This is a genomic window from Enterocloster alcoholdehydrogenati (assembly GCF_013282095.1).
Lineage (GTDB): Bacteria > Bacillota > Clostridia > Lachnospirales > Lachnospiraceae > Enterocloster > Enterocloster alcoholdehydrogenati.
The window spans coordinates 168694-195182 of sequence record NZ_BLTJ01000006.1 but is presented as its reverse complement, the minus strand read 5'-3'; the positions used below and the strand labels follow the sequence as shown (position 1 = coordinate 195182).

Below are 26489 nucleotides of genomic sequence, written 5' to 3'. Positions count from 1 at the left end.
TCCTCCTACAGGTATACTCTGGATGCAATCATCACCACAAAATACAATGCAAAGATCATATACGCATCATGATCTCTCTGACTGTACCGCAGAGGTTTCATCTTGGTTCTTCCTTCACCTCCCCGGTAGCATCTGGCTTCCATTGCCATGGCAAGGTCTGTGGCGCGGCGGAAGGCAGAGATAAACAGCGGCACCAGAAGGGGAACCATGGCTTTTGCCTTCTGGATCAGGTTTCCTGTCTCAAAGTCAGCCCCCCGTGCCATCTGAGCCTTCATGATCTTGTCAGTCTCCTCTACCAGAATAGGAATAAAGCGCAGAGCGATGGACATCATCATGGCAATCTCATGAACCGGGATCTTCACTGCTTTTAAACAGCCCAGCCCCTTTTCCAGTCCGTCGGTCAGCTGGTTGGGAGTCGTGGTCAGTGTCATCAGCGAGGAGCCAATCACCAGATAGATCAGACGCACTGCCATAAAAGACGCCAGGCGGACGCCCTCTTTCGTAATCTTAAAAATCCACAGCTGGAAAATCGCCTCTCCCGGCGTCAGGAATAAATTAAAGCTGACACTGATCAGAAGCAGGATCACGATAGCCTTTAAGCCTCTCAGGATAAAGCGGACGGGCACCTGAGTCAGCCGGATCACAGCGGCCAGCACAGCGGTAGCGATAAGGTAGCCCCAGATATTATCAGCAATAAAAAGGGAGGCAATAAATACCATGGTCCCAAACAGTTTCGTCCTGGGATCTAAGAGATGGACAATGGAATCTGCGGGATAATACTGTCCTAAAGTTAGTTCTCTCAGCATTATTTTCCCTCCTTTTCCGCTTTTTTGCGCCACAGAGACAGGATCGCTTCTCTTGCCTCTTCCACAGTGGTGATAGATTCATCAATGGGAATCCCTCTGTCTTTTAAGTCATGAACCAGATAGGTGACCTGGGGGGCCGCAAGGCCCATGGCTTCCAGTTCCTTATAATGGGAAAATACTTCTCTGGGGGCGCCGTCAAAGACTTTTTTCCCATGGTTCATTACTAACAGGCGGTCTGCATACCGGGCCACGTCCTCCATACTGTGGGATACAAGGATGATGGTCATATGGCGTTCTGTATGGAGTCTTGCAATCTGATCCAGGATCTCATCCCTTCCTCTGGGGTCAAGCCCCGCCGTAGGCTCATCTAAGATCAGCACCTCCGGCTCCATGGCCAGCACTCCCGCAATAGCCACGCGGCGTTTCTGGCCTCCCGAAAGTTCAAACGGAGACCGCCTGTAATACGTTTCATCAAGCCCCGCCAGACGCAGCGCCTCCTTTGCCCGGACTTCTGCCTCTTCCTTAGAAAGTCCCTGGTTTTTGGGGCCGAAACACACATCCGTCAATACATCGATCTCAAACAGCTGGTGCTCCGGGTACTGAAATACCAGTCCCACCCTGGTACGCAGCTGTTTCATATCATAGCCGTCCTCGTAAATGTTCGTTCCATTATAATAAAGAGCACCGGAGCTGGCCCTCATAAGGCCGTTTAAATGCTGGATCAGGGTGGATTTTCCGGAACCGGTATGGCCGATAATCCCCACAAATTCCCCATCCTGGATCTCGAAATTCACATCAAAGAGTGCGTGCTGCTCAAAGGCAGTCCCGCCTCCATATACATAATTTAAATCAACTGCTTTTATCGACATGGTCTATTCTCCTAACCGTTATCTGATGGCGTCTGTGCCTCACTGTAAGCAGCAGACGCACATTTTCTCTATAAAAGGGGTAATAGCTCCTTCATCAGTTCCTCCCGGCCAAGTATGCCATCCGGCAGGGGCATCCCGGCCTCCTTCAGCTGAAAAGCCAGTTCTGTAACCTGAGGTACATCCAGCCCATAGGCTTTTAATTCCTTTACTCCTGCAAATATTTCCTTCGGCCGGCCGTCCATGACGATCCTGCCGTCATCCATCACCACAATACGGTCTGCATCAATGGCCTCTTCCATATAATGCGTGATCAGAAGAACCGTGATCCCTTCTGACCGGTTTAACTGGCGGATGGTGCGGATCACCTCTTTTCTGCCGTTTGGATCCAGCATAGCCGTAGGCTCATCCAGGATAATGCACCTGGGCCGCATGGCCATAACGCCAGCAATAGCCACCCGCTGTTTCTGGCCTCCTGACAGCTTATTGGGAGACTGCTTCCGATAAGCCGTCATTCCCACTGCCTTTAAACTCTCGTCCACCCGTTTCCAGATCTCCTCTGTGGAAATGCCAATATTTTCCGGACCGAAGCCCACGTCCTCTTCCACAATATTTCCTATGATCTGGTTATCCGGGTTCTGAAAGACCATCCCGGCCGTTTTCCGCACATCCCAGATATGGTCATCATCCTTTGTATCCATCTCTCCCACCCACACAGTGCCCTCCGTAGGCAGGAGCAGACCGTTAATGTGCTTTGCCAGGGTGGACTTACCGGATCCATTGTGTCCTAAGATGGCTGTAAATGAGCCATCCTCTATATCCAGATCCACACCGTCAATGGCGCGTTTTACCTCTTTGATCTTTTCCTCTTCATCATGTCTGATATACTCGTATATCAGCCTGGCTGTTTTTACGATTCCCATTGATTTCCTTTCATAAAAATGCCGTTATCTGTTCCGTTTTTCAATTTTAGTTGATATCAAACCATAAGTCAAGACCTCGTGTATACAAAAGGGGAGCAGCCCCTTTTCAGCCGCTCCCTTTAAGGGTATCTTATATTCGGTTAAAATGCCTTTCCAGGGATCCTGTTTCACAGGCTGCCAGGGAAATGCCTGCACTAATGCTGCCATACTCCATTGGCGTCCAGGACAAAACCGCTGATCGAAGTGCTTACAGCCTTGGAACCTTCTCCAGGATAGAAGTAATAATATTTTCCTTCGATCTGATACCAGCCTTCCACCATAACGCCGGAGGCATTGACAAAATAGGTTTTTCCGTTGATAGTAAGCCAACTGTTTGTGACCATGGAACCCTCCGGTCCGCCGTCATTGGGATTTAAGTAGTACCACACATTTCCTGACTTGAGCCATCCCTTCTTCATATCGCCGCTTTCGCCGAAATAATACCAGTAGTTGTTCTTCTTCTGCCAGCCCGTAAGCATACGGCCTGAGCTGTCAAAGAGATACCATTTGTCGTTCCATTTGAGCCAGTTATCCTTGATATAATTCCCGTCCGGGTATTTAAAATACCAGCTGTTCCCGTCCTGACGCCATCCCACATCGGTGGTTCCGCCGCCCGGAGTGGTGCTGCCGCCTGAAGTACCGTTTCCATTGTCCTGGCCCGTACCGTCGGAAACCTCGTCCTCATCAATGTATTTGCTGTCGGATTCTGTCCAGTCACTCTTCTTGCCGTAACGCTCCTGGGTATCAGAATGCGGAACTGTACGGACCTTAAACGTATAATCTCCCTCCTTAGTCATATAAGGATAAAAATTGTAGGATGTGCCTTTGTAATTCTCCAGCTTCTTCATCACCGTGGATCCTCTGTACAGGATCACATCATAGTAACCGGAAGTATCATCCGGCTCTTCCCAGGTAGCCTTTCCTTTTCCGCTGCCCCACTCGGCATTCTCCGGGGCCTCATAGGTACCCTTGACACCGTTGACTCTCAACACTACCTTTAAATCGCTGCCGCTCTTGCTGGCAGAAACAAATTCGCCTCCGCTGATGCTTACATTCCCGGAACTGTAGCTGCTGCGGAAACGATAATCATATTCACCGCTGGAGGAATAGTTTGGTTCCAGCCATACGGTAATCTTGGGCGTATCGCCGATGGATACGTCTTTATCGTTGCTCCACTCTGCAGATGCCACTTCATATTTATCCGACGTCGTATACACTTTTGTACCGGAATCATCCTTTGAGGTGCCTAAGCTGTCTCCGCTGTTGATCTCATCTCCTGCATCCAGATTTACCTCAACCTTCAATGAAATGCTTGTAATATACTTATAGTCCGCTGCCTGGGCTGTATACGGCACGGCTGCTGTCAATAAGACGGCTGTCAGCGCCAGACACAGAAGCCCTTTCATCCCCTTCATCGCAGTAACCTCCTTATCAGATCTCTTTTTCTTCTATCACCTGTTATTATTATAGTTCACCTTCCATGCCAACGTCAACTTACGATATTCTGACTATTCTGTCTAAATTCGTAACCATTCAGGATGGAGCCTCTTCTTGAATGCCCGAATCTGCCTGCGGACTGGCATCGGATCAAAGGATCAAAAAAGGCTGCAGATACATTTTACTGTATCTGCAGCCGCCTGCATAACTATATTCTGATTAAACTAACTCAAGCAGAACTTCCATAGCAGCGTCGCCCTTACGCTGTCCGATCTTTACGATTCTGGTGTATCCACCATTGCGGTCAACATACTTGGGAGCAACCTCATCAAATAACTTAGCAACCAGGTCGACAGACTTGGTGTTCTTCTTTCTGCCAGCCGCCTGAGCCGGAACCTCAGTTACGCCGTAAAGAACCTTTAACATCTGTCTTCTTGCATGAAGTCTGGAAGGCATATCCTTCTTGATTTCCTTCTCTACCTCATCATATACGGTAACCTTCTTGCCGTCTACAACTTCCTTCACGCGCTTACCGTCTTTGTCCTTGCGGGCAACCTTAGCGGTAACCTTAACAGTCTCGAAGTTATCCTTCTCTCTTACTGCCATTGCGATCAGGCCCTCAGCGACCTTGCGGATCTCCTTTGCACGGGTCTCGGTTGTCTTGATATGGCCATGGTATAACAGAGCCGTAACCTGGCTTCTGATCATAGCCTTTCTCTGATCGGATGTTCTTCCTAATTTTCTATATCCTGCCATTATTCATTTCCTCCATATCTGACGGAACACCTGCACCATGCTTCCTTGGACTTACTGGCTAAGGCGTTTTCTCCCGTCCTGTTTATTTTATAGTGGCAACCCGCGCCATGCTTCTTTGGACTTACTGGCTAAGGTCTGTTTATCTGTCTTAAGCCTCATCGCTGGGATTTAGCTGCAGGCCCAGCTCCTTTAACTTAGCCAGCACTTCCTCTAAGGACTTGCGGCCTAAGTTGCGAACCTTCATCATATCCTCAGAAGTGCGGTTGCACAGCTCTTCTACGGTATTGATTCCAGCTCTCTTCAGACAGTTGTAAGAACGAACGGAAAGCTCCAGTTCGTCAATATTCATCTCAAGCACTTTCTCTTTCTCGTTGTCTTCCTTCTCAACCATGATCTCAGCGCCCACAGCTACTTCGGAAAGGTCGATAAACAGATTTAAGTGCTCGCTTAATACCTTGGCAGCAAGGCTGACTGCCTCATCGGGAGCCAATGTGCCATTGGTGTAAACCTCCAGCGTCAGCTTGTCATAGTCAGTCTGCTGGCCCACACGGGTATTGGCAACTGCCATATTGACACGCTCAACAGGAGTATAAATAGAATCAACCGCGATCACGCCGATAGGCAGATCTGCGTTTTTATTCTTATCTGCGCTTACATAGCCGCGGCCCTTCGTGATCGTAAGTTCCATATAGAACTTGCTGTCTGCGCCGCCGCTTAAGGTTGCGATCACCTGATCGGGATTCATGATCTCGATATCAGCATCTGCCTGAATATCAGCAGCAGTGATCACGCCTTCGCCTTCAAATTCAATGTATGCAACTTTCGGCTCATCGGTATCGCTGTTGTTCTTGATCGCTAAGCTTTTGATGTTCATAATGATCTCAGTTACATCTTCCTTGACTCCTGGAATGGAACTGAACTCATGCAGGACACCATCGATTTTTACCTGACTCACTGCGGCTCCGGGTAAAGAAGAAAGCATGATCCTTCTTAAGGAATTGCCCAGTGTAGTACCGTAACCTCTCTCAAGTGGTTCAACTACAAACTTGCCGTATCTTTTGTCTTCTGAAATCTCTGCGATTTCAATGTTTGGTTTTTCAAAATCGAACACTAATAGCCCCTCCTTTTTTGGGTCTCTGTCAAATCTCGAGGGTTTAACACAGGGAAAACGCCTCTGAGGCAGTCCCTGCATACCGGTGCTTTCCAGCAAAGTACGCCTGTCCAAAAATAAGACAGGCATACCATAAATACTTTATATACAAACGGATTATTTGGAGTACAGCTCGACGATAAGCATCTCGTTTACAGGAACGTCGATCTCGTCTCTGGTTGGCAGCTCCTTAACGGTGCCGCGCAGGTTCTCCTGATCAGCCTCGATCCATGCAGGAACCATACGGCCTGCAGTTACTTCCAGGATATCCTTGTATCTCTGAGCAGACTTAAACTTCTCTTTGATCTCGATCACATCGCCAGCCTTAACCTGGTAAGACGGAATGTTTACCTGCTTGCCGTTTACTAAAACGTGCTTGTGGTCAACGATCTGTCTTGCCTCCTTGCGGGTACGTCCAAGGCCCATACGGAACAGTACGTTATCCAGTCTGCACTCCAGAAGGATCATCAGGTTGGTACCAACCATACCGTTCATCTTGGATGCCTTTGCATAGTAGTTGCGGAAAGGCTTCTCTAATACGCCGTAAATGAACTTTGCCTTCTGCTTCTCTCTTAACTGAAGACCATACTCGCTGATCTTCTTGTTTGCTCTCTTAGATTCTCTGTTAGACTTTTTATCGATTCCTAAATAGATTGGATCCAGTCCAAGGGATCTACATCTTTTAAGAACAGGAACTCTATCTACTGCCACTTTAATTACCTCCTAGATTAAAATCATCAGACTCTTCTGCGCTTTGGCGGACGGCATCCATTGTGAGGAACTGGAGTTACGTCCTTGATGCTGGTTACTTCCAGACCACATGCCTGAAGGGCACGGATCGCTGCTTCACGTCCTGAACCAGGACCTTTAACCATAACGTCTACTGACTTTAAGCCATGTATAAGGGCTGCCTTTGTAGCAGTTTCTGCTGCCATCTGAGCTGCATAAGGAGTAGATTTCCTTGAACCTCTAAATCCCAGACCACCGGCACTTGCCCATGATAAAGCGTTACCCTGCGCATCAGTTAATGTAACGATCGTGTTATTAAAAGATGACTGGATATGTGCCTGTCCGCGTTCAACGTTTTTCTTTACACGCTTTTTTGTCACTTTTTTTGCTGTAGTGGACACTTTTTTAGCCATTTTAAACTAACCTACTTTCTCATTGATTATGAATTCGTTCTTCCTGTTTTTAAAACATATAAATCCGAATTCGGTTACGGTGTTACAAAAATTACTTCTTCTTGTTTGCTACTGTCTTTCTCGGACCCTTGCAGGTTCTTGCGTTGGTCTTTGTTTTCTGTCCGCGAACCGGCAGGCTCTTTCTGTGACGGATTCCTCTGTAGCAACCGATTTCCTGAAGTCTCTTGATATTCATAGCGATCTCTCTGCGCAGATCACCTTCTACAGTCTGAGTCTCGGAAATGATGTTAGCCAGCTTCTTTACCTCATCATCGGTTAAATCCTTAACGCGAGTGTCCGGATTAACGCCAGCTTCTGCTAAGATACGGTTGGAGCTTGCTCTACCGATTCCGTAGATGTAAGTAAGACCGATCTCAACACGTTTTTCTCTTGGTAAGTCAACACCTGAAATACGAGCCATGTGTGTAATACACCTCCTAAAATTGATTAACCTTGTCTCTGTTTATGCTTTGGATTTTCGCAAATTACTCTGATACTGCCTTTTCTCTTAATGATCTTGCACTTTTCGCAGATCGGCTTTACGGATGATCTAACCTTCACAGTAATTCTCCTTTCTATAGACCACAAAGTTGCTAAAGCATTATACCAAAATTTTATTGGAAATGCAAGCATTTTTTGTGTCTGTTTTTTATTTGCTCCCTGCTTATTTATCTCTCCAGATAATTCTTCCCTTGGACAGGTCGTATGGAGACATCTCCAGTGTAACCTTATCTCCCGGCAGGATACGGATATAATTCATGCGGAGCTTTCCGCTGATGTGAGCCAGTACCTGATGGCCGTTCTCCAGTTCTACCTGAAACATGGCGTTCGGCAGCTTCTCAACTACGGTTCCTTCAATTTCGATTACGTCTGCTTTTGACATTTTCTTTCCCTCCTACTGCTTATACGGCTGCGGATCCAACGGGCGATCTCTTCATCCTCTGCGGGCCTGCCCCCGGTCAGCTTCTCTCTCAGTATCCCGTCATACTCATTTACGGGCTGCAGATGTTTTATGTTCTTGCGCTTTGGCCGGTTCAGCGGATGCTTTCTGCCGTCTGACAGGTAAGCATATTCGCCCTGAACGCGGATTATGATATAATATTCATCTTTGTCATGGCCTGCCAGGCTCTTTACCAGGCAGGCCGTTTTCATTTCCGCCATGATCCACCTCTGTTACAGAGACAGGATCTCAGGCTCGCCGTCGGTAATCAGAATGGTATTCTCATAATGAGCTGCCAGTGAACCGTCCTCTGTTGCAACGGTCCAGCCGTCATCCATCCATACCACATCATAACGGCCCGCGGTGATCATAGGCTCGATGGCAAGGGTCATACCAGGCGCCAGACGGATGCCTTTTCGACGCTGTGAGAAATTAGGGATTTCCGGCTCCTCATGCATCTCTGTGCCGATGCCGTGTCCCACCAGATCTCTTACCACACCGAAACCAAAACTTTCCGTATATTCCTGGATGGCCTTTGAAATATCATTGAGATGATTGCCGGCTTTCGCAAACTTTATTCCTTCAAAGAAGCTCTGCTGCGTTACCTCCACCAGCTTTCTCGCCTCGGCACTGACCTCGCCGATCATATGGGTTCTTGCCGCATCCGACTGATATCCCTTCCATATTACACCTGTATCCAGGCTGACGATATCGCCTTCCTCCAGATACCGGTGTTTGCTTGGGATTCCGTGCACTACCTCATCATTGATGGAAATACACACGGAAGCCGGATATCCTTCGTAATTCAGGAAGGAGGGGATGCATCCATGGCTGCGGATCATTTCTTCACAAATGCGGTCGATCTCCTTTGTGGAAATTCCCGGCTTTACGATCCTGCCCAGTTCCTCATGGACCTTTGCAAGAATCCTGCCAGCTTCCCGCATCAATTCAATTTCCCGTTCAGATTTAATCGTTACCATGGTTTATGCTCCTAAAATTGCTGCAATATTCTGAAAGACCTCTTCCATGTCCTTTGTTCCGTCAACCTCAGCCAGAACGCCTTCCTTCTTATAATAATCGATCAGAGGCTGTGTCTGGTCATGGTATACGTCAAGACGCTTCTTAACGGTCTTGGGCTTGTCATCCTCTCTTAATACCAGCTCCTGTCCGCAGGCATCGCATACGCCCTCTTTCTTTGGAGCATTATATACGATATGGTAGGTAGCGCCGCAGTTTAAGCAGGCGCGGCGGCCGGACATACGGCTGATGATATTCTCATCCGGAACATCCACATTGACCGCGAAGTCAATGGACTCGCCGTTCTTTTTTAACGCCTCTGTCAGGCTCTCTGCCTGAGGGATGGTTCTTGGAAAACCGTCCAGCACATAACCGTTTTCACAGTCTGCCTGATGGATCCGGTCTAAGAGCATACCAATGGTGATCTCATCGGGAACCAGGCCGCCTGCGTCCATATAAGATTTTGCCTTCAGGCCCAGCTCTGTGCCGTTCTTGATATTTGCCCGGAAAATGTCTCCGGTAGAAATATGTGGTATGCCGTATTTAGCTGCGATCTTCTTTGCCTGGGTGCCTTTTCCGGCTCCCGGAGCACCTAACATGATGATCTTCATGAGATTTCTCTCCTCTTTCCTATAACGCAATCAATCCGCCCTTGTGGAATACCACAAAGGCAGATTGACTGATCCAACTGTTATGTTAATCGTTCAAAAATCCCTTATAATAACGCACAAGCATCTGAGATTCTACTGCTTTGATCGTTTCAAGCACAACGCCTACGATAATGATCAGGGATGTTCCTGAGAATGAAATGCGGCTCACATTAAGCAAACCGGATGCCATGATCGGAACAAGCGCTACCACTGTAAGGCCGACTGCACCGATAAAAACAATATAACTCAAAATATGATTCAGATAATCGCTGGTTGGCTTGCCCGGACGGATACCAGGGATGAAACCGCCCTGCTTCTTCATATTGTTTGCCACTTCCAGTGGATTAAAGGTAATGGTCGTATAGAAGTAAGCGAATACGAATAACAGTACGATATAGATCACAAGGCCGATAGAATAAATCGGCTGCGACGGCTTGCACCAGGAAGCGGAATTGAGCATCGTCAGAATCTTACCGCCGATGGATGTATAATCCACGGGGAAGAACTGAGCGATCACGACCGGGAAGGACATGATCGAAGAAGCGAAGATAACCGGCATAACGCCTGCGGTATTGACCTTCAACGGAATATTGGAAGCCTGACCGCCGACCATCTTGCGGCCCACCATCTTCTTTGAATACTGTACCGGAATCCTTCTCTCTGCGTTGTTTAAAACAACCGCAAAGACAACCATCAGCACGATAACCAGTGCGATCAAAATTGCTGCGCCCGCCATTACGGGAATGGACTGACCGAATATAAAACGATAGTAAAGGCTTTTGATGTCATCGGGAATACTGGACAGGATATTAAACAGAAGTACGATGGAAATACCGTTTCCTACACCCTTATCCGTGATCTGCTCACCGATCCACATAAGAAGGGAGCTGCCCGTTGTCATGGTAGCGATGGCAATGATCACGTTCCATGCATTATAGTCCTGAAGAAGTCCCTGACGTCCAAAGCCAATGGCCATGGCGCTTGATTCAAGGAGAGCCAGTACAACGGTTGTATATCGGGTGTATTCCTGAATTTTCTTTCTTCCCTCTTCTCCATCCTTCTGCAGCTCTTCCAGCTTTGGAATCGCAATGGTAAGCAGCTGGATAATAATGGAAGAAGTAATGTACGGCGTAATGCTCAGAGCAAAGATGGACATATTTGAAAATGAATCACCTGTCATTGCATTAAAAAAGCCGAATACATCTGTCGTCTGTTTCGCAAACCAATCCTTAAAGAACGTACTCTCAATTCCCGGAATGGGAAGCTGGGAGCCAAAACGAATGACTACCAGCATCATAAAGGTATAAAGTATCTTCCCTCGAAGCTCTTTTACCTTGAAAGCGTTTCTAATCGTTTTAAACATTAGATCACCTCGCAGGTTCCACCTAAAGCCTCGATTTTAGATTTTGCACCTTCACTGAATGCATTCACCTTAACGGTCAGCTTTTTGGTTAATTCTCCATTTCCAAGGATCTTAACACCATCTCTTGGGTTCTTAACCACGCCAGCCTCCAGCAGAGTCTCTACTGTAACTACGGCGTCGTTATCGAATCTCTCAAGAGCGCTTACGTTAATGCCAACAATATGCTTGGAATTCATATTTGTGAATCCGCGCTTTGGCAGACGTCTGTATAATGGCATCTGTCCGCCTTCAAAGCCTGGTCTTGGAGCTCCGGAACGAGCTTTCTGACCCTTGTGGCCCTTACCAGCGGTCTTACCATTGCCTGAACCGTGGCCGCGGCCTCTTCTGAAATTGTCGCTATGCTTTGAACCTGCAGCAGGCTGTAAATTTGATAACTCCATGACTGCACCTCCTTACTTTATCTAAAATTAGATCTCTTCTACTTTAACTAAATGTCTAACATTCTGAATCATGCCTCTGACAGCGCCATTATCAGGCATTTCAACTGTCTTGTGCATTTTGTTCAGTCCAAGTGCCTCAACAGTTGCTCTCTGCTTTGGAATAGCACCGATAGGGGACTTGACTAATGTGATTTTTAATTTCTCTGCCATGTCTGTTTCCTCCTATTAGCCTACGATCTCTTCAACAGATTTGCCGCGAAGTCTTGCGAACTCCTCAGGAGTCTTTAAAGAGGTTAAACCTGTGACCGTTGCAAGAACTACGTTTGTCTTGTTGTTGGAACCTAAAGACTTGGTACGGATATTCTTGATACCTGCTAACTCAACTACGGCACGAGCTGGACCGCCGGCGATGATACCGGTACCTTCGGGAGCTCTCTTTAACAGAACGCTTGCGCTTCCGAACTTGCCGATAAAGTCATGAGGGATGCTCTTGTTCTCATCGATCGGGATCTCAACCAGGTTCTTAACGGCAGCCTCTTTACCCTTGCGGATTGCTTCCGGAACCTCTCCTGCCTTGCCAAGACCAACGCCTACATGGCCGTTTCCGTCACCAACTACTACCAGAGCGGAAAATCTCATGGTACGTCCACCTTTAACAGTCTTGGATACTCTCTTGATTGCCACTACTCTATCATTCAGTTCCAACTGACTGGCATCAATAATTGTACGCTTCATGCTTGTTCTCCTCTCTATTAGAAATCCAGACCAGCTTCACGAGCTGCATCTGCTAATGCCTGAATTTTGCCCTGATATATAAAGCCGCCTCTGTCGAAAACAACTTCCTTGATACCTTTTTCAAGGGCTCTCTTTGCAATTACTGTACCAACGTATGCTGCAGCTGCCTTGTCGTTTGTCTTTTCCAGTTCAGCCTTGATCTCTTTCTCAACTGTGGAAGCAGCAACCAGAGTGTTACCAACCGTATCGTCGATAATTTGAGCATACATATGATTATTACTTCTAAACACTGCCAGACGCGGTCTCTCTGCTGTGCCAGCAAAACGGTTACGCATTCTGTTGTGCTTCTTTACGCGAATTTCGCTTCTTGACTGTTTGTTAACCATTTTTACACTCTCCTTAATTATTTCTTACCAGTCTTACCAACTTTACGTCTGATAACCTCATCAGCGTACTTGATACCCTTGCCCTTGTAAGGCTCAGGTCTTCTCTTGTCTCTGATCTCAGCAGCGTACTGGCCAACTTTTTCTTTACTGATACCTTTAACGATGATCTTGTTCTGTCCATCAAGAACAGTCTCGATGCCCTCAGGATCTTCCATCTCTACCGGATGAGAGTATCCCAGGTTCAGAGTAAGCTTTTTGCCCTGCTTTGCAGCTCTGTAACCAACACCGTTTACTTCCAGAACTTTCTCATAACCCTCAGTTACACCGTGGATCATGTTGTTGATCAGGGTTCTGGTCAGACCATGTAAGGATTTCATTCTCTTTAAATCGTTTGGTCTGCTTACGATAATGTGACCTTCCTTCTCCTCGATGGTCATCTCTGGAGCAAGATCTCTCTCAAGTGTTCCCTTTGGACCCTTTACGGTCACTTTGTTTCCTTCTGCGATCGTAACAGTTACTCCTGCCGGGATCACAACTGGCATTCTACCGATACGTGACATGCCTATTACCTCCTACTTAAATTCTCGGAGAGACCTGTGCGGTCTCTCTGTTTTCAGTTGCATTGAGCACTCAGCGCCTGTCATGTGAGCGCTTACGTGCGAAAGCACTTCGCAGCACTTAGCGAGGTTTTTAATGAGCTTAGTGCTGTCGAAGTTTCCTTACTACCAAACGAAAGCCAGAACCTCGCCGCCTACGCCAAGTCTGCGTGCTTCCTTGTCAGTGATCACGCCCTGGTTGGTGGAGATGATAGCGGTTCCAAGTCCGCCAAGTACCTTCGGAAGCTCCTCTTTGTTTGCGTATACGCGCAGACCAGGCTTGGAGATTCTCTTGATACCGGAAATGATCTTCTCATTCTTGTCTTTGCCGTACTTTAAGGTAAGGCGGATGATCTGGAAACCACCATCCTCTACCAGGTCGTACTTTGCAATATATCCTTCATTTACCAGAATATCAGCAATAGCTAATTTCATCTTGGATGAAGGTACATCTACTGTATCGTGCTTTGCAGTGTTAGCGTTACGGATTCTTGTAAGCATATCTGCAATCGGATCGCTCATTGTCATTGTTGTGTGCCTCCTTTTCTAAATTCTCTAAAGCTTACCAGCTTGCCTTCTTAACACCAGGAATCTGACCCTTATAAGCCAGTTCGCGGAAGCAAATTCTGCAGATGCCGTACTTTCTCAGGTAAGCGTGTGGACGGCCGCAGATTCTGCAGCGATTGTACTCTCTGGTAGAGAATTTAGCAGGACGCTGCTGTTTGATCTTCATTGAAGTCTTAGCCATGAAAGTTTCCTCCTAACTATTTCGCAAAAGGCATATTGAATAATGTCAAAAGTTCACGAGCTTCTTCGTCTGTATTGGCAGTGGTAACGAAGATGATGTCCATACCTCTTACCTTGTCAACTTTATCGTATTCAATCTCAGGGAAGATCAGCTGCTCCTTGATACCAAGAGCATAGTTTCCTCTGCCATCAAATGCGTTAGGGTTAACACCTCTGAAGTCACGTACACGCGGCAGTGCCAGGTTGATCAGACGATCCAGGAACTCATACATTCTCTCGCCGCGAAGAGTTACCTTGCAGCCGATTGCCATGCCTTCACGGATCTTGAAGTTTGCAACAGACTTCTTAGCCTTTGTTGTTACAGCCTTCTGGCCGGAGATGATTTCCAGATCCCGAACTGCGGAATCCAGAACCTTGGCATTTTCCTTAGCTTCGCCTACGCCCATATTGATAACGATCTTATCAAGCTTCGGCACCTGCATAACGTTCTTATATCCAAATTTCTTCATCAGAGCGTCTACAAATTCGTTCTGATACTGTTCTTTTAATCTAGCCAACGTTTTTTTCCTCCTCTCCTGAATTAGTCAACAACCTTGCCGGACTTCTTGGCTACGCGGACTTTCTTTCCGTCTCTAACCTCGAAACCAACTCTGGTTGCCTTGCCGTCAACTACCAGCATTACATTGGAGATATCAATGGGAGCTTCCTGATTTACAATGCCGCCCTGTGGGTTGGCCGGAGACTGCTTTGTATGCTTTGTGATCATATTGCAGCCCTGAACCAGAACCTTGTTCTTCTTTGTATCAACAGAGAGTACCTTTCCCTGTTTGTCTTTATCTTTACCTGCGATTACAACTACTAAATCGTCTTTCTTGATTTTCTGCACAGTGGACACCCTCCTTATAATACTTCTGGAGCCAGGGAGACAATCTTCATGAACTGCTTGTCTCTTAATTCTCTGGCTACAGGCCCAAAGATACGAGTTCCTCTTGGAGTCTTGTCATCCTTAATAATTACTGCAGCGTTCTCATCAAACTTGATGTAGGAACCGTCTTTGCGGCGAGCGCCCTTAACAGAACGAACCACTACAGCCTTTACAACATCGCCCTTCTTTACAACACCGCCTGGTGTTGCATCTTTAACGGAAGCAACGATGATATCGCCGATATTTGCATATCTTCTGGTTGAACCACCCATAACGCGGATGCAGAGAAGTTCCTTTGCACCGGTATTGTCGGCAACCTTAAGTCTTGTTTCCTGCTGAACCATACCTGTTAACTCCTTCCTGAATTATCTTGCTTTCTCGATAATCTCAACAAGTCTCCATCTCTTATCCTTGGACAGTGGTCTTGTTTCCATTACTTTTACAGTATCACCGATGCCGCACTCATTGTTCTCATCATGAGCCTTCAGCTTAACGGTTTTCTTAACGATCTTACCGATCATTGGGTGTTTTACGTGGTCCTCGATTGCTACAACGATGGTCTTATCCATCTTGTTGCTTACCACTTTACCGGTACGGGTCTTTCTTAAATTTCTTTCCACGGTAAGTTCTCCTTTCATTAAGCATTAGCCTTCTCAGTGATAACAGTCTGGATCCGTGCAATGTTCTTGCGCACTTCCTTGATCCGGGATGTGTTGTCTAACTGATTGGTCGCATTCTGGAATCTTAAATTGAACAGTTCCTTCTTCGCAGCTACTAACTCTTCATTCAGCTCATTTGCTGACTTATTCTTTAACTCTTCTACAAATTTATTAGTTTTCACTGTTATCACCGCCTTCTAAATCTGCTTTAGAAACAATCTTACACTTGCATGGCAGCTTGTGCATAGCAAGACGAAGTGCTTCTTTCGCTGTTTCCTCTGGTACACCAGCGATCTCAAATAATACGCGGCCTGGCTTTACAACTGCTACCCAGTACTCCAGAGCGCCCTTACCGGAACCCATACGGGTTTCTGCTGGCTTTGCTGTTACAGGTTTATCGGGGAAAATCTTAATCCAAACCTTACCGCCACGCTTGATGTAACGTGTCATGGCAACTCGGGCTGCCTCGATCTGGTTTGACTTGATCCAACATGGTTCAGTAGCGACTAAACCGTACTCACCGTTAGAGATCGTATTACCTCTTAATGCCTTACCGGCCATAGATCCACGGAACTGTTTACGACGCTTTACTCTCTTAGGCATTAACATTATTTATCGCTCCCTTCCTTGTTTCCTTTAGTAGGAAGTACCTCGCCTTTGTAGATCCATACCTTAACGCCAATCTTGCCGTAGGTTGTATCTGCCTCTGCGAAACCATAGTCAATATCTGCTCTTAATGTCTGAAGCGGGATAGTACCCTCGCTGTAGAACTCGGTACGTGCCATGTCAGCGCCGCCCAGACGGCCTGCAACAGCAGTCTTGATACCCTTAACGCCAGCCTTCATGGTTCTGCCCATGGTAGACTTCATAGCGCGGCGGAAGGAAACACGGTTCTCCAGCTGCTGTGCGATAGACTCTGCAACCAGCTGAGCATCTCTGTCCGGTCTCTTGATCTCTTTGATGTCTACGAACAGCTTCTTGGATGTCATCTTCTGAACTTCGGCCTTCAGCTTCTCGATCTCAGCGCCGCCCTTGCCGATTACTACGCCTGGCTTAGCAGTGTAGATGATAACCTTTACACGGTCAGATGCACGCTCGATCTCGATCTTGGAAACACCGGAATTCTTTAATCTGTTCTTTAAGAACTTTCTGATATTATAGTCTTCAACCAGGCAGTCTGCAAAATCAGCTTCTGCATACCATCTGGAATCCCAGTCTTTAATAACACCGACTCTTAAGCCGTGTGGATTAACTTTCTGTCCCATATTTGCCTCCTATCTTTCATTGAGAACTACAGTGATGTGGCTCATTCTCTTCTCGATTCTGTAAGCGCGGCCCTGAGCTCTCGGTCTGACTCTCTTCATAGTTGGTCCCTGGTTTGCGTAGCACTCTTCTACGTACAGTTTTGCGGGATCCATGTTGTTATTGTTCTCAGCGTTTGCTGCTGCTGATTCCAGTAACTTCTTAACTAAGCTGGAAGCATATCTGGGATTGTATGTTACAATACCAAGTGCGGTCTGTAAATCTTTGCCTCTGATGGCATCTAATACAAAGCAAGCCTTCTGGACAGACACTCTAGCGTAAGACAGTGTTGCGCTTGGTCTTGTGTCCTTCTGGGCATTTCTTTCTCTCTTGATTTGGGATCTATGTCCTTTTGCCATTGGTAAAAACCTCCTTTCAATCTTACCCGTGGATTACTTTCTAACGCCGGACTTCTTCTCGTCTTTACCGTGGCCTCTGTAGGTTCTGGTTGCTACGAACTCACCCAGTTTATGTCCTACCATATCCTCAGTAACGTATACCGGAACGTGCTTTCTTCCGTCATGAACGGCGATTGTATGACCAACCATCTGCGGGAAGATTGTTGAACGGCGGGACCAGGTCTTGATTACCTGCTTCTGTCCTGCTGCATTCATAGCGTCTACTTTCTTTAACAGATGCGCGTCTGCAAATGGTCCTTTTTTCAGTGAACGAGCCATGTGTTCTTAACCTCCTTAATTATTTGATGGTTTTGCCATCACGTCTTCTTACGATCAACTTGTTAGACTGCTTGTTTTTCTTTCTGGTCTTAAGACCCAGAGCAGGCTTGCCCCATGGTGTGCATGGACCTGGACGGCCGATGCCGGTCTTGCCCTCACCACCACCGTGTGGATGATCATTAGGGTTCATTACGGAACCGCGAACGGTAGGTCTGATACCCATGTGACGTTTTCTACCAGCTTTACCAATGTTGATCAGGGAGTGTTCGCCATTGCCAACAACACCAATGGTTGCGCGGCAGATGATCGGAACCATTCTCATTTCACCGGAGGGTAAACGTAAGGTGGCATACTTGCCTTCCTTAGCCATCAGCTGTGCAGAGTTTCCTGCGGAACGAACCAGCTGACCGCCCTTGCCGGGATATAACTCAATATTGTGTACCTGTGTACCTACAGGAATGTGATACAGTGGCATACAGTTACCAACCTTGGCTTCTGCTGTGTCGCCGCTCATAACCTTCATTCCGTCAGTTAAGCCCTGAGGAGCGAGGATGTAGGACTTTGTACCGTCTGCGTAGCAGATCAGTGCGATGTTGGCGCTTCTGTTAGGATCGTACTCGATACCGATAACAGTTGCAGCAATTCCATCCTTGCTGTTTCTCTTAAAGTCGATGATTCTGTATTTTCTTCTGCTGCCGCCGCCTCTGTGACGAACAGTGATCTTACCCTGATTGTTACGACCAGCGTTCTTCTCAAGAGATACCACCAGAGACTTCTCTGGAGTTTTCTTGGTGATTTCCTTGAAATCAGAACCGGTCATATGTCTTCTGGAAGGTGTATAGGCATTATACTTCTTAATTCCCATGACATTGTACTCCTTTTCAAATTCTTTTCACGGCCTTGCTGCCGTATAAGTTCTCCGGCCGGGACAGGCCCGGCGGGTGATATTTAATCGGACTCTGCACGCGTCTGCGGCTTACAGTCCCTGGAATACCTCGATATCCTTGCTGTCCTCTGTCAGCTTAACAATAGCCTTCTTGGAAGCAGCGGTCTTGCCGAAGGTCATTCCTCTTCTCTTTGTCTTGCCGTCGTAGTTCATGGTGTTTACGGAAGCAACCTTGGTGCCCGGAAACATCTTCTCAACAGCCTCTTTGATCATAGACTTGTTAGCGTCTACGTGTACCATGAATGTGTACTTCTTGTCACCCATGGCGTTCATGCTCTTCTCGGTGATAACCGGCTTTAAAATGACGTCATAATATCTGATATCTGCCATTACGCGTACACCTCCTCGATGGATGCAACAGCTGCCTTGGTAGCAACTACAGTGTTGTACTTCAGAATGTCATATACATTGATGGTTCCAACCTGAGCAGTCTTTACATCAGCAACGTTTCTTGCGGATAATACAGTGTTCTGATCATTGTCAGCCAGAACTACCAGAGCCTTGGAAACGTTTAAGTTGTTCATAACATTCTTGAAGTTCTTTGTCTTGATCTCGTCAAACTTCAGCTCATCAACCACGATAAACTTGTTCGCCTGAACACGGCTTGTCAGAGCGGACTTAAGAGCTGCTCTCTTCTCCTTCTTGTTCAGGGTGATAGTGTAATCCCTTGGAGTCGGTGCGAATACTACGCCGCCGCCTGTCCACTGAGGAGATCTTGTGGATCCCTGTCTTGCATGACCGGTTCCCTTCTGTCTCCAGGGCTTTCTTCCGCCGCCGGAAACCTCAGAACGTGTCTTTGCCTTCTGTGTTCCCTGACGCTTATTAGCAAGCTGTGCAACAACTGCAAGATGTACCAGGTGCTCGTTTACTTCTACGCCGAACACTGCATCATTCAGTTCTAATGTGCCAACTTCCTTACCTTCCATATTGTAAACAGATACGTTTGCCATCTGTGAATTCCTCCTTTCCTATAAAAGCTTACCTCTCAACCTTAACGGTTTCCTTTACAGTAACCAGGCACTTCTTTGGTCCTGGAACCGCACCCTTAACCAGAATCAGGTTGTTCTCGGCATCAATCTTAACTACCTCAAGATTCTGAACAGTGATCTGCTTGCGACCCATCTGTCCAGGCATTCCCTTGCCCTTGAATACACGGCCTGGGGTGGTAGCGGAACCATTGGAACCCTGATGGCGATGGAACTTGGAACCATGAGCCATAGGTCCTCTGTGCTGTCCATGTCTCTTGATTGCGCCCTGGAAGCCTTTACCCTTGGAAATAGCGGTTGCATCAATCTTATCGCCTGCTGCGAAGATGTCTGCCTTGATCTCATCCTTTACAGAATACTCCTGCGCATTCTCTAATCTGAACTCTCTCACATATCTCTTGTAAGATACGCCGGCCTTGTCAAAGTGGCCCTTTACCGGCTTGCTGACTAACTTCTCTCTCTTGTCAACGAAACCAACCTGTACTGCTTTGTAACCGTCGTTCTCTTCTGTCTTAACCTGTGTTACTACACAGGGGCCAGCCTGAAGTACAGTTACCGGAACTAACGCACCATTCTCATTGAAGATCTGGGTCATTCCGACTTTTGTTGCTAAAATCGCTTTCTTCATTGTCTTACCTCCTGTTTCTTGATCTACAGCGGAATGCTTTCGCATTCATCCTAGAACAGTCTAATATAGGTGGAACACTATGAACCGTTTCCGGTATGTTGATTCCTACAGGAATGTAGTGTTGCTTTTATATCTAAACCCTTCAGGATATAAACTTAATCATTTAAACAGCCCTTCGGCATCCTTACTTTGTTTTCATCTTGATGTCGATGTAAACGCCTGCAGGCATCTCCAGTCTGGACAGTGCATCTACTGTCTTCTGGCTTGGAGCAGTGATGTCGATGAGTCTCTTGTGAGTTCTCTGCTCGAACTGCTCTCTGGAATCCTTGTACTTATGAACCGCACGCAGAATGGTTACAACCTCTTTCTTTGTTGGTAACGGCACCGGTCCGCTCACCTGAGATCCTGTCTTTTTTACTGTCTCGATGATCTTTCCAGCGGACTGATCTACTAACTGATGATCATAAGCTTTTAATGTGATTCTCATTACTTGACTTGCCATAAAAAAAGTCGCCTCCTTTTCGCACTTTATAAACCAAGTACGACAAGCGGTGACTGTACACGTTCCCGTGTGTGTCCTCACGGAACCCCACACTGATTCTGCTAAATTTGCAGCAGTTTCTTTAATTGGTACAGTGACTTGTCGCCAGTTTCCTAACTTGACATTCGCTCCACGGAAAACCTGCCTTATGGTGGGCAGCAACCTCGCGCTTCTTTGCTATCATGTCACAGCTTTTCAAGAATATCATATGTTTGCAGGAAATGCAAGTATTTTTTTAATTTTTTCTCATCCCTCTCTTCCATCGGTACATATGGAACCCTACGTCCTGCAATTTACAGCACACACCGTTTCCATGTCAGAAAAAACTCCCCTCTTTTGAAACCGGAGACCTGTTTCAGCCACACGATTCTCCAGAAAGGGAGTTTCTTCTATAATAATATAATGCGCTTTATCAGCTTCAAATCAAAACGGGACCCTTCCTCCGTCCGGCGCCTCAGCTTTCCAGGCACAACGGCTCCTCTGGAGCTGTCACATAAGAGTCAATATCAGAATCATCATCTGCCGTACTCAGGGTGCCGGAGGCTGTGGTTTTAAATTTTACCCCGTCGCTGTTCTTCACCGTGGTATCCTTCATAACCTTTCCTGAACTGTTTACCACATAATTTCCACCGTCTACCCGGTAGCAGACGTACTTCTGTCCATCCGTTGCCTTCTGAAGCTTTCCTTTATAATAGAGGCGGCCGTCGCGGACGCCGGTATAGCCGCGGCCGTTGTCGCTGAAATAATATTCTGTCTTAGAGCCACCGTCCTCTTCTACCGTCATCTTTCCCTTCTGTACGCAGCTCTGGTTCTTATTGCCGAAATAATACGCTGTCCAGTTGTCATCCCCCGATCCTGTATACACCTTTCTCAGCCCATACAGCGGATTTCCCTTTTCATTAAAGAGGTATGTCTTTCCGTTGATCCGGGTCAGATCCTGGGTATCCAGACGATCCGAGTCGGCAGCCTTGGGCGTTCCGTTATTGGAGAAATAAAACCACTCCACATCTCCGTCATAGCCCTCCAGATCCTCCGGCGGTTCAATGGAATACCAGCCAATCCGCGCCTTGCCGTCTGAACCAAAGTACATATAATCCTGAATGGAGCCGCCGTTATTATTGCGTACATTTTTCCAGCCCATCTGCAAGATTCCGTCATCATCAAAGCAGTAATAGTCCCCGTCAATCTTGCGGGTGCCGTAATCGTCGCCGGAGTTGTCATCGCCGGGAACATATTTCTTACCGTTAGTTCCAAAATAGAACCAGTAATACCCGTCCTCCCCGTAATCAATGGAGCCCGTGTCATACCCCGGCACCACCTTGTTGATCTCCTCGTCATACTGCTCCGGCGGAATCAGCTTCTGCCAGCCGGTACGCATCACGCCATCGTCACCAGTATAATACATATCATCCAGAATCCAGCCCCGTTCCATGGCTCCATTGCTGTCAAAATGATACCACTTGTCCGAAATCTTCTTCCAGGTATCCTCTACCTTCCTGCCGGACTCGGTAAAATAATACCACTCATCCTCTCCTTCATCTTCCGGTACATGGAGCCACTTTTCAGTAACCATGATGCCATCGCTGTCCACATAGTAATCGCCGTCTATCCAGACATTGACCGCCATGCTGCCGTCTCCGTCCAGATAGCGCCATTTACCATCCGCACCCTTTCTCCACTCGTTATGTATCTTATTTCCATTGCTGTCATAGTAGACCCAGCTGCCGTTGGACTGCGCCCAGCCTTCAGCCAGAGCCGTCACATTGGCCGCCCCGGCTGACAGCAGCAGCGCCGCCGCCCACACCGCTGTTATCTTCCTCTTCATATACGCCTCTTTCTCCCTGCCGCCGCTTTTCCCATCAGGAAATACCGCCTGCAGGGCTCTCGTCTTTTTTCTATTGTATCAAGGCTTTCACTATCTTTCAACCGATTTTATCTTTCAATTCTATTACAGCTTCCAGGAAGTTTCTGCAGCAAAATAGGACCGGCTCTCTTTAAAGAAAGAACCGATCCTACCTTACATTACAGAAAAGACAGCCCGATGGCTGAACTATTTCAGCATCTTCTTCATCTCATCCGCAACAAACTGTACCTTTGTGCCTACGATCACCTGGATCGAATTTTTTCCAGGGCGGATCACGCCGGCAATCCCTGCAGATTTAATCTTTTTCTCGTCCACTGCACTCTGATCCTTGATCTCAAGTCTCAGTCTGGTAATGCAGTTTTCCAGAGATTTTACATTTTCCTTACCGCCCAGGCCTTCCAGAATAATGGAAGCGACCTGTGTGTAGTTATTATTTGCCAGAACCACCGACTTTTCAGCCTCCATATCGTCGTCATCCTCACGGCCGGGAGTCTTTAAGTCAAACTTTGTGATAGCAAAACGGAATACCACGTAGAATACGATAAATGCCGCAATACCCAGAGGAATAATCAGGTATGTTTTCTGAGCTGCCGGAAGGGCGGCGGAGAAAAACAGATCCGTAGCGCCGGCGGAGAAACTGAAACCTGCACGGAAACCAACCAGCGTTGTAACAAAAGTGAAAATGCCGTACAGCAGTGCGTAGATCACATACAGGCCGGGAGCCAGGAACATGAAGCCAAACTCAAAGGGTTCTGTAACACCGCAGACAAATGCACTGATGGCCGCGGATGCTACCAGACCGATGGCAACCTTTCTCCTGTTGGACTTGGCGGTTTGGATCATAGCCAGAGCTGCGCCAGGAATACCGAACATCATACATGGGAAGAAGCCGGACATATACATACCAAGGCTCCAGGATACGTCTGCCGATGTATCACCTGCCCAGAAATGGGACAGGTCGCCAAGACCAATAGTATCAAACCAGAATACATTATTAAGTGCATGGTGCAGACCTGTAGGAATCAGCAGACGGTTCAGGAATGCGTAAATACCTGCGCCTAATGCACCCATACCCGCAATGCCCTTGCCAAGGGAAACCAGACCGCCGAACAGGACCGGCCATACAAAAAGCAGGATAACTGACGTAATAATGGCGACTACGCCCGCTATGATGGTAACACAGCGCTTGCCGCTGAAGAAGGAAAGCCAGTCAGGAAGCTGTGTGCTTTTAAATTTATTGTAGCAGGTAGAACCAATAATACCGGAGAGGATACCGATAAAGGGGTTTGCGATCTTGCTGAATGCCAATGTCGTCTGCTGATTTTCAGCGATAGAAGGCATCAGAGTGGTTACCACTGCCGGCGACAGCAGAGAAGTAATCATCAGCCAGGAGGCCAGAGCGGCAAGACCGCCGGTACCGTCGTGATCCTCCGACATTCCCACACCTACGCCGATTACAAACAGGATCGCCATATTGTCGATCAGAGCACCGCCCGCCTTTACAAGCACGAAACCGATCTGCTCCTTAAGCCCCACAATATCACCGCCCTGCATGGTAGATGGGCACAGATAATAACCAATTCCCATCAGGATACCGCAGATCGGCAGACAGGCTACCGGCAGCATCAGAGCTTTACCCAGTTTTTGCAAATACTTCATAATATGTATCTCCTTTCTTTTATGAGCTGCCCTTCCCTCTAAAAGCCGCTCATATTTACATCATGAAAATACAGGTAAAAGCAAAAACCGCATTGTCTGATAAACGGACATTTCTGGCAGAACCTTTATAATCCCTCGACAAATACGGTCTTTTTTATTGAAAAAAATTTCTTTTTATACAATTGTTTTTACTAGATATTTTCATCTATATAGACATAATACCAACATTTAATAAAAAAGTCAATCTGATTTTATACTTTTTTTATAATTTGTACAGATTTTTCCAGTTATAACCCCCCGCTGTTCAGGAACGCTTGACGCCATGCCTCTGTTTAGACTATACTCAATAAGAATCTAAAACAAAAACAGTACCGTGCGCCTGCACGGGGACTATATATTCAGAAAGAAATGAGGTTAATCAATTTATGTGGCTTGCAGATGGATGGAAAGATTATGAAGTGATCGACTGCTCCAAAGGTGAAAAGCTGGAGCGCTGGGGAGACTATCTTTTAGTCCGCCCCGATCCCCAGGTAATCTGGGATACGCCAAAAAACCACAGAGGCTGGAAGAAGATGAACGGCCACTATCACCGCAGCAGCAAGGGCGGCGGCGAGTGGGAGTTCTTTGATCTTCCCCAGCAGTGGTCCATTGGCTATAAGGGACTTACCTTTAATCTAAAACCCTTCAGCTTTAAGCATACCGGCCTGTTTCCAGAGCAGGCCGCAAACTGGGACTGGTTCGGGGAAAAGATCCGCACCGCGGGAAGGCCGGTGAAGGTACTCAATCTCTTCGCCTACACTGGCGGGGCCACACTGGCAGCCGCCAGGGCAGGCGCCAGCGTGACCCATGTAGACGCCTCTAAGGGAATGGTGACCTGGGCTAAGGAAAACGCCGGCTCCTCCGGCCTGGCAGACGCCCCGATCCGCTGGATCGTAGACGACTGCGTAAAATTCGCAGAACGTGAAATCCGCCGAGGCAATCATTATGACGCCATCATCATGGATCCCCCTTCCTACGGCCGCGGCCCTAAAGGCGAGATCTGGAAGATCGAGGATGCGATCCACCCTCTGGTAAAGCTCTGTACCCAGCTGCTTTCCGATGATCCCCTTTTCTTCCTCATCAATTCCTACACCACCGGTCTGGCCCCTGCCGTACTTTCCTATATGATGGGAACAGAAATTGTGCCAAAACACGGCGGGCAGGTTCGTGCAGATGAGGTCGGCCTTCCCGTAACCCAGAGCGGACTAACACTGCCCTGCGGCGCTTCCGGCAGATGGGAGAAATAAAGGCAGGGACGCGCATTTTTACCCTTTTCCTCCAGAAGGCTCCGGGACTGTGCCGGAGCCTTCTGGCCTCTGTTTCTCTACCGCAGCAGTTCCCCCACATCTACCATCCCCCATCCCTGCTGATTTTTCGGCAGCCCCAGATCCACTGCCCGTTCTCTCAGTCTGAGCTTTACATCCCGATTCGTCATATCGGGATATTTCTCCAGAAGCAGCGCAATCGCCCCGGCCACCAGCGGCGTGGACATACTGGTGCCGGATTTGGCGGAATATTCGTTTTCTTCATTTTTGCAGCTGATGATGGCAGAGCCCGGAGCCACTACATCCGGTTTGCAGACACAAGATGAGGTAGGCCCCCGGCCGGAGTAGTCTACCATAGTGCTTCCCATCACGTCCACTTCCTTGTGGTCATCGGAGCTTCCCACTGTGATCACCTTACGGCTGATTCCCGGAGTGGTAACCGTCATGGGACCGGGGCCGTGATTGCCTGCGGCTACCACCACTACCAGCCCGTCATCCCAGGCTGCATTTACCCCCTTTACCAGGGCGGAGTTTTCAGTCATATCCTTTCTGGAAAGAGACCCTACGGAAATATTGACAATCCGAATCCCAAGGCAGTCCCTGTGCGCCCGGATCCAGCGCAGCCCCATCAAAACATCCGAGGCATAGCCGTTCCCCCGATGATCCAGGACTTTTACGGCAATGATGGAACATCCCGGAGCCACTCCCCGGTAATTCCCTTCCGAACATTCTCCGTTTCCCCCAATCATAGCCGCAATATGGGTTCCGTGGCCGTTGTCATCATAGGGCCGATCCCTTCTGCGGACAAAATCTGCAAATCCTTTTACTCTATCTTTTAAATCCCTGTGGAGGTAGATTCCCGTATCCAGCACCGCAACGCCGATTCCGCGGCCGGTGATTCCCATGGAATACGCTTCTTCACAGTGGATCTCACTTCTGGCCCGATTCACATCTGAAATACCTCTT

General features: G+C 47.6%; 40 protein-coding genes. 1 reads left to right on the top strand and 39 read right to left on the bottom strand.

Annotated features, from left to right (window positions below; all coding sequences use genetic code 11):
• Positions 1 to 5 precede the first annotated feature (5 nt).
• The 38 genes from HW447_RS08940 to nagE form a co-directional block, all read right to left on the bottom strand.
• Positions 6 to 806 (bottom strand): energy-coupling factor transporter transmembrane component T family protein, encoded by an 801-nt coding sequence (locus HW447_RS08940; protein ID WP_176254960.1) that lies wholly within the window; start codon positions 804 to 806, stop codon positions 6 to 8.
• Positions 806 to 1675: an energy-coupling factor transporter ATPase gene (locus HW447_RS08935; RefSeq protein ID WP_176254959.1), complete on the bottom strand. Its 870-nt coding sequence runs from the start codon at positions 1673 to 1675 to the stop codon at positions 806 to 808. The genes HW447_RS08940 and HW447_RS08935 overlap by 1 nt, the downstream gene beginning before the upstream one ends.
• Positions 1676 to 1743: 68 nt before the next feature.
• Complete coding sequence (locus HW447_RS08930; protein ID WP_176254958.1) at positions 1744 to 2595, bottom strand: energy-coupling factor transporter ATPase; 852 nt, start codon at positions 2593 to 2595, stop codon at positions 1744 to 1746.
• Positions 2596 to 2789: 194 nt separating this feature from the next.
• Positions 2790 to 4049: an N-acetylmuramoyl-L-alanine amidase family protein gene (locus HW447_RS08925; RefSeq protein ID WP_176254957.1), complete on the bottom strand. Its 1260-nt coding sequence runs from the start codon at positions 4047 to 4049 to the stop codon at positions 2790 to 2792.
• Between the two features lie 241 nt (positions 4050 to 4290).
• Positions 4291 to 4827 carry a bL17 family ribosomal protein gene (locus HW447_RS08920; RefSeq protein WP_176254956.1) on the bottom strand — a complete coding sequence of 179 codons (537 nt, stop codon included), beginning with the start codon at positions 4825 to 4827 and terminating at the stop codon, positions 4291 to 4293.
• A 148-nt stretch (positions 4828 to 4975) separates the two neighbouring features.
• A complete protein-coding gene (locus tag HW447_RS08915; RefSeq protein ID WP_176254955.1) occupies positions 4976 to 5938 on the bottom strand; it encodes a DNA-directed RNA polymerase subunit alpha in 963 nt (320 codons plus the stop codon).
• A 156-nt stretch (positions 5939 to 6094) separates the two neighbouring features.
• Positions 6095 to 6688 carry a 30S ribosomal protein S4 gene (gene rpsD / locus HW447_RS08910; RefSeq protein ID WP_176254954.1) on the bottom strand — a complete coding sequence of 198 codons (594 nt, stop codon included), beginning with the start codon at positions 6686 to 6688 and terminating at the stop codon, positions 6095 to 6097.
• A 26-nt stretch (positions 6689 to 6714) separates the two neighbouring features.
• A complete protein-coding gene (gene rpsK / locus HW447_RS08905) occupies positions 6715 to 7119 on the bottom strand; it encodes a 30S ribosomal protein S11 (RefSeq protein WP_176254953.1) in 405 nt (134 codons plus the stop codon).
• 91 nt (positions 7120 to 7210) lie between these two features.
• Positions 7211 to 7579 (bottom strand): 30S ribosomal protein S13, encoded by a 369-nt coding sequence (rpsM, locus tag HW447_RS08900; RefSeq protein ID WP_176254952.1) that lies wholly within the window; start codon positions 7577 to 7579, stop codon positions 7211 to 7213.
• Between the two features lie 26 nt (positions 7580 to 7605).
• Positions 7606 to 7719: a 50S ribosomal protein L36 gene (gene rpmJ, locus HW447_RS08895; protein ID WP_003497809.1), complete on the bottom strand. Its 114-nt coding sequence runs from the start codon at positions 7717 to 7719 to the stop codon at positions 7606 to 7608.
• Positions 7720 to 7822: 103 nt separating this feature from the next.
• Positions 7823 to 8041, bottom strand: a complete 219-nt coding sequence (gene infA / locus HW447_RS08890; RefSeq protein ID WP_021869270.1) for a translation initiation factor IF-1 — start codon at positions 8039 to 8041, stop codon at positions 7823 to 7825.
• Complete coding sequence (locus HW447_RS08885) at positions 8023 to 8319, bottom strand: KOW domain-containing RNA-binding protein (RefSeq protein ID WP_176254951.1); 297 nt, start codon at positions 8317 to 8319, stop codon at positions 8023 to 8025. The genes infA and HW447_RS08885 overlap by 19 nt, the downstream gene beginning before the upstream one ends.
• A 12-nt stretch (positions 8320 to 8331) precedes the next feature.
• On the bottom strand, positions 8332 to 9078 hold the full coding sequence (map, locus tag HW447_RS08880) for a type I methionyl aminopeptidase (RefSeq protein WP_176254950.1): 747 nt from the start codon (positions 9076 to 9078) through the stop codon (positions 8332 to 8334).
• 3 nt (positions 9079 to 9081) lie between these two features.
• A complete protein-coding gene (locus HW447_RS08875; protein WP_176254949.1) occupies positions 9082 to 9726 on the bottom strand; it encodes an adenylate kinase in 645 nt (214 codons plus the stop codon).
• Between the two features lie 85 nt (positions 9727 to 9811).
• On the bottom strand, positions 9812 to 11128 hold the full coding sequence (secY, locus tag HW447_RS08870) for a preprotein translocase subunit SecY (RefSeq protein ID WP_176254948.1): 1317 nt from the start codon (positions 11126 to 11128) through the stop codon (positions 9812 to 9814).
• Positions 11128 to 11568 carry a 50S ribosomal protein L15 gene (rplO, locus tag HW447_RS08865; protein WP_176254947.1) on the bottom strand — a complete coding sequence of 147 codons (441 nt, stop codon included), beginning with the start codon at positions 11566 to 11568 and terminating at the stop codon, positions 11128 to 11130. Before rplO ends, secY begins: the two co-directional genes overlap by 1 nt.
• Positions 11569 to 11595: 27 nt before the next feature.
• Positions 11596 to 11778, bottom strand: coding sequence for a 50S ribosomal protein L30 (gene rpmD / locus HW447_RS08860; protein ID WP_176254946.1), 183 nt, complete (start codon positions 11776 to 11778; stop codon positions 11596 to 11598).
• A gap of 15 nt (positions 11779 to 11793) precedes the next feature.
• Positions 11794 to 12303 (bottom strand): 30S ribosomal protein S5, encoded by a 510-nt coding sequence (gene rpsE / locus HW447_RS08855; protein WP_176254945.1) that lies wholly within the window; start codon positions 12301 to 12303, stop codon positions 11794 to 11796.
• A gap of 17 nt (positions 12304 to 12320) precedes the next feature.
• On the bottom strand, positions 12321 to 12689 hold the full coding sequence (rplR, locus tag HW447_RS08850) for a 50S ribosomal protein L18 (RefSeq protein WP_021869277.1): 369 nt from the start codon (positions 12687 to 12689) through the stop codon (positions 12321 to 12323).
• A gap of 17 nt (positions 12690 to 12706) precedes the next feature.
• The gene (gene rplF / locus HW447_RS08845) at positions 12707 to 13249 is read right to left on the bottom strand and encodes a 50S ribosomal protein L6 (RefSeq protein WP_176254944.1); all 543 of its coding nucleotides are present in this window, start codon (positions 13247 to 13249) and stop codon (positions 12707 to 12709) included.
• 162 nt (positions 13250 to 13411) lie between these two features.
• A complete protein-coding gene (gene rpsH / locus HW447_RS08840; RefSeq protein WP_176254943.1) occupies positions 13412 to 13813 on the bottom strand; it encodes a 30S ribosomal protein S8 in 402 nt (133 codons plus the stop codon).
• A 34-nt stretch (positions 13814 to 13847) separates the two neighbouring features.
• Positions 13848 to 14033 (bottom strand): type Z 30S ribosomal protein S14, encoded by a 186-nt coding sequence (locus tag HW447_RS08835; RefSeq protein ID WP_002566501.1) that lies wholly within the window; start codon positions 14031 to 14033, stop codon positions 13848 to 13850.
• A gap of 16 nt (positions 14034 to 14049) precedes the next feature.
• Positions 14050 to 14589, bottom strand: coding sequence for a 50S ribosomal protein L5 (rplE, locus tag HW447_RS08830; RefSeq protein WP_176254942.1), 540 nt, complete (start codon positions 14587 to 14589; stop codon positions 14050 to 14052).
• 23 nt (positions 14590 to 14612) lie between these two features.
• Positions 14613 to 14918 (bottom strand): 50S ribosomal protein L24, encoded by a 306-nt coding sequence (gene rplX / locus HW447_RS08825; protein ID WP_176254941.1) that lies wholly within the window; start codon positions 14916 to 14918, stop codon positions 14613 to 14615.
• Positions 14919 to 14932: 14 nt separating this feature from the next.
• Positions 14933 to 15301 carry a 50S ribosomal protein L14 gene (rplN, locus tag HW447_RS08820; protein WP_066550084.1) on the bottom strand — a complete coding sequence of 123 codons (369 nt, stop codon included), beginning with the start codon at positions 15299 to 15301 and terminating at the stop codon, positions 14933 to 14935.
• Positions 15302 to 15322: 21 nt separating this feature from the next.
• Positions 15323 to 15577, bottom strand: a complete 255-nt coding sequence (gene rpsQ / locus HW447_RS08815) for a 30S ribosomal protein S17 (protein ID WP_279285677.1) — start codon at positions 15575 to 15577, stop codon at positions 15323 to 15325.
• Positions 15578 to 15594: 17 nt separating this feature from the next.
• A complete protein-coding gene (gene rpmC / locus HW447_RS08810; protein WP_002566506.1) occupies positions 15595 to 15798 on the bottom strand; it encodes a 50S ribosomal protein L29 in 204 nt (67 codons plus the stop codon).
• The gene (gene rplP, locus HW447_RS08805) at positions 15788 to 16225 is read right to left on the bottom strand and encodes a 50S ribosomal protein L16 (protein ID WP_021869425.1); all 438 of its coding nucleotides are present in this window, start codon (positions 16223 to 16225) and stop codon (positions 15788 to 15790) included. Before rplP ends, rpmC begins: the two co-directional genes overlap by 11 nt.
• Complete coding sequence (gene rpsC / locus HW447_RS08800) at positions 16225 to 16881, bottom strand: 30S ribosomal protein S3 (RefSeq protein WP_176254939.1); 657 nt, start codon at positions 16879 to 16881, stop codon at positions 16225 to 16227. The genes rplP and rpsC overlap by 1 nt, the downstream gene beginning before the upstream one ends.
• A gap of 9 nt (positions 16882 to 16890) precedes the next feature.
• Entirely contained in the window at positions 16891 to 17277 is a 387-nt protein-coding gene (gene rplV / locus HW447_RS08795; RefSeq protein ID WP_176254938.1) for a 50S ribosomal protein L22, read from the bottom strand.
• Between the two features lie 33 nt (positions 17278 to 17310).
• Entirely contained in the window at positions 17311 to 17595 is a 285-nt protein-coding gene (gene rpsS / locus HW447_RS08790; protein ID WP_002566510.1) for a 30S ribosomal protein S19, read from the bottom strand.
• Between the two features lie 19 nt (positions 17596 to 17614).
• Positions 17615 to 18460, bottom strand: coding sequence for a 50S ribosomal protein L2 (rplB, locus tag HW447_RS08785; protein ID WP_176254937.1), 846 nt, complete (start codon positions 18458 to 18460; stop codon positions 17615 to 17617).
• 111 nt (positions 18461 to 18571) lie between these two features.
• Positions 18572 to 18871: a 50S ribosomal protein L23 gene (gene rplW, locus HW447_RS08780; protein WP_176254936.1), complete on the bottom strand. Its 300-nt coding sequence runs from the start codon at positions 18869 to 18871 to the stop codon at positions 18572 to 18574.
• Complete coding sequence (rplD, locus tag HW447_RS08775; protein WP_176254935.1) at positions 18871 to 19491, bottom strand: 50S ribosomal protein L4; 621 nt, start codon at positions 19489 to 19491, stop codon at positions 18871 to 18873. Before rplD ends, rplW begins: the two co-directional genes overlap by 1 nt.
• A gap of 28 nt (positions 19492 to 19519) precedes the next feature.
• Positions 19520 to 20155, bottom strand: a complete 636-nt coding sequence (rplC, locus tag HW447_RS08770; RefSeq protein WP_176254934.1) for a 50S ribosomal protein L3 — start codon at positions 20153 to 20155, stop codon at positions 19520 to 19522.
• 184 nt (positions 20156 to 20339) lie between these two features.
• Positions 20340 to 20657: a 30S ribosomal protein S10 gene (rpsJ, locus tag HW447_RS08765; protein WP_002566515.1), complete on the bottom strand. Its 318-nt coding sequence runs from the start codon at positions 20655 to 20657 to the stop codon at positions 20340 to 20342.
• A 493-nt stretch (positions 20658 to 21150) separates the two neighbouring features.
• Positions 21151 to 22521: a cell wall-binding protein gene (locus HW447_RS08760; protein WP_176254933.1), complete on the bottom strand. Its 1371-nt coding sequence runs from the start codon at positions 22519 to 22521 to the stop codon at positions 21151 to 21153.
• A gap of 225 nt (positions 22522 to 22746) precedes the next feature.
• A complete protein-coding gene (gene nagE / locus HW447_RS08755) occupies positions 22747 to 24219 on the bottom strand; it encodes an N-acetylglucosamine-specific PTS transporter subunit IIBC (RefSeq protein ID WP_176254932.1) in 1473 nt (490 codons plus the stop codon).
• A 425-nt stretch (positions 24220 to 24644) separates the two neighbouring features.
• Here nagE and HW447_RS08750 point away from each other — a divergent pair, with 425 nt between their 5' ends.
• Complete coding sequence (locus tag HW447_RS08750; RefSeq protein WP_176254931.1) at positions 24645 to 25505, top strand: class I SAM-dependent methyltransferase; 861 nt, start codon at positions 24645 to 24647, stop codon at positions 25503 to 25505.
• A 77-nt stretch (positions 25506 to 25582) separates the two neighbouring features.
• On the opposite strand, the gene HW447_RS08745 is transcribed toward HW447_RS08750, so the two are convergent.
• Positions 25583 to 26473 (bottom strand): S8 family peptidase, encoded by an 891-nt coding sequence (locus tag HW447_RS08745; RefSeq protein ID WP_176254930.1) that lies wholly within the window; start codon positions 26471 to 26473, stop codon positions 25583 to 25585.
• Between the last annotated feature and the right edge of the window lie 16 nt (positions 26474 to 26489).

Excerpts from the sequence above, each read along its gene's own strand:
- HW447_RS08940 (WP_176254960.1), bottom strand. The coding sequence starts at position 806 with ATGCTGAGAGAACTAACTTTAGGACAGTATTATCCCGCAGATTCCATT.
- HW447_RS08935 (WP_176254959.1), bottom strand. The coding sequence starts at position 1,675 with ATGTCGATAAAAGCAGTTGATTTAAATTATGTATATGGAGGCGGGACT.
- HW447_RS08930 (WP_176254958.1), bottom strand. The coding sequence starts at position 2,595 with ATGGGAATCGTAAAAACAGCCAGGCTGATATACGAGTATATCAGACAT.
- HW447_RS08925 (WP_176254957.1), bottom strand. The coding sequence starts at position 4,049 with ATGAAGGGGATGAAAGGGCTTCTGTGTCTGGCGCTGACAGCCGTCTTA.
- HW447_RS08920 (WP_176254956.1), bottom strand. The coding sequence starts at position 4,827 with ATGGCAGGATATAGAAAATTAGGAAGAACATCCGATCAGAGAAAGGCT.
- rpsK (WP_176254953.1), bottom strand. The coding sequence starts at position 7,119 with ATGGCTAAAAAAGTGTCCACTACAGCAAAAAAAGTGACAAAAAAGCGT.
- rpsM (WP_176254952.1), bottom strand. The coding sequence starts at position 7,579 with ATGGCTCGTATTTCAGGTGTTGACTTACCAAGAGAAAAACGTGTTGAG.
- infA (WP_021869270.1), bottom strand. The coding sequence starts at position 8,041 with ATGTCAAAAGCAGACGTAATCGAAATTGAAGGAACCGTAGTTGAGAAG.
- HW447_RS08885 (WP_176254951.1), bottom strand. The coding sequence starts at position 8,319 with ATGGCGGAAATGAAAACGGCCTGCCTGGTAAAGAGCCTGGCAGGCCAT.
- map (WP_176254950.1), bottom strand. The coding sequence starts at position 9,078 with ATGGTAACGATTAAATCTGAACGGGAAATTGAATTGATGCGGGAAGCT.
- HW447_RS08875 (WP_176254949.1), bottom strand. The coding sequence starts at position 9,726 with ATGAAGATCATCATGTTAGGTGCTCCGGGAGCCGGAAAAGGCACCCAG.
- secY (WP_176254948.1), bottom strand. The coding sequence starts at position 11,128 with ATGTTTAAAACGATTAGAAACGCTTTCAAGGTAAAAGAGCTTCGAGGG.
- rplO (WP_176254947.1), bottom strand. The coding sequence starts at position 11,568 with ATGGAGTTATCAAATTTACAGCCTGCTGCAGGTTCAAAGCATAGCGAC.
- rpmD (WP_176254946.1), bottom strand. The coding sequence starts at position 11,778 with ATGGCAGAGAAATTAAAAATCACATTAGTCAAGTCCCCTATCGGTGCT.
- rpsE (WP_176254945.1), bottom strand. The coding sequence starts at position 12,303 with ATGAAGCGTACAATTATTGATGCCAGTCAGTTGGAACTGAATGATAGA.
- rplR (WP_021869277.1), bottom strand. The coding sequence starts at position 12,689 with ATGGTTAACAAACAGTCAAGAAGCGAAATTCGCGTAAAGAAGCACAAC.
- rplF (WP_176254944.1), bottom strand. The coding sequence starts at position 13,249 with ATGTCACGTATCGGTAGAATGCCAGTTGTGATCCCGGCAGGAGTAACT.
- rpsH (WP_176254943.1), bottom strand. The coding sequence starts at position 13,813 with ATGACAATGAGCGATCCGATTGCAGATATGCTTACAAGAATCCGTAAC.
- HW447_RS08835 (WP_002566501.1), bottom strand. The coding sequence starts at position 14,033 with ATGGCTAAGACTTCAATGAAGATCAAACAGCAGCGTCCTGCTAAATTC.
- rplN (WP_066550084.1), bottom strand. The coding sequence starts at position 15,301 with ATGGTTCAGCAGGAAACAAGACTTAAGGTTGCCGACAATACCGGTGCA.
- rplP (WP_021869425.1), bottom strand. The coding sequence starts at position 16,225 with ATGTTAATGCCTAAGAGAGTAAAGCGTCGTAAACAGTTCCGTGGATCT.
- rpsC (WP_176254939.1), bottom strand. The coding sequence starts at position 16,881 with ATGGGACAGAAAGTTAATCCACACGGCTTAAGAGTCGGTGTTATTAAA.
- rplV (WP_176254938.1), bottom strand. The coding sequence starts at position 17,277 with ATGGCAAAAGGACATAGATCCCAAATCAAGAGAGAAAGAAATGCCCAG.
- rpsS (WP_002566510.1), bottom strand. The coding sequence starts at position 17,595 with ATGGCTCGTTCACTGAAAAAAGGACCATTTGCAGACGCGCATCTGTTA.
- rplB (WP_176254937.1), bottom strand. The coding sequence starts at position 18,460 with ATGGGAATTAAGAAGTATAATGCCTATACACCTTCCAGAAGACATATG.
- rplW (WP_176254936.1), bottom strand. The coding sequence starts at position 18,871 with ATGGCAGATATCAGATATTATGACGTCATTTTAAAGCCGGTTATCACC.
- rplD (WP_176254935.1), bottom strand. The coding sequence starts at position 19,491 with ATGGCAAACGTATCTGTTTACAATATGGAAGGTAAGGAAGTTGGCACA.
- rplC (WP_176254934.1), bottom strand. The coding sequence starts at position 20,155 with ATGAAGAAAGCGATTTTAGCAACAAAAGTCGGAATGACCCAGATCTTC.
- rpsJ (WP_002566515.1), bottom strand. The coding sequence starts at position 20,657 with ATGGCAAGTCAAGTAATGAGAATCACATTAAAAGCTTATGATCATCAG.
- HW447_RS08760 (WP_176254933.1), bottom strand. The coding sequence starts at position 22,521 with ATGAAGAGGAAGATAACAGCGGTGTGGGCGGCGGCGCTGCTGCTGTCA.
- nagE (WP_176254932.1), bottom strand. The coding sequence starts at position 24,219 with ATGAAGTATTTGCAAAAACTGGGTAAAGCTCTGATGCTGCCGGTAGCC.
- HW447_RS08750 (WP_176254931.1), top strand. The coding sequence starts at position 24,645 with ATGTGGCTTGCAGATGGATGGAAAGATTATGAAGTGATCGACTGCTCC.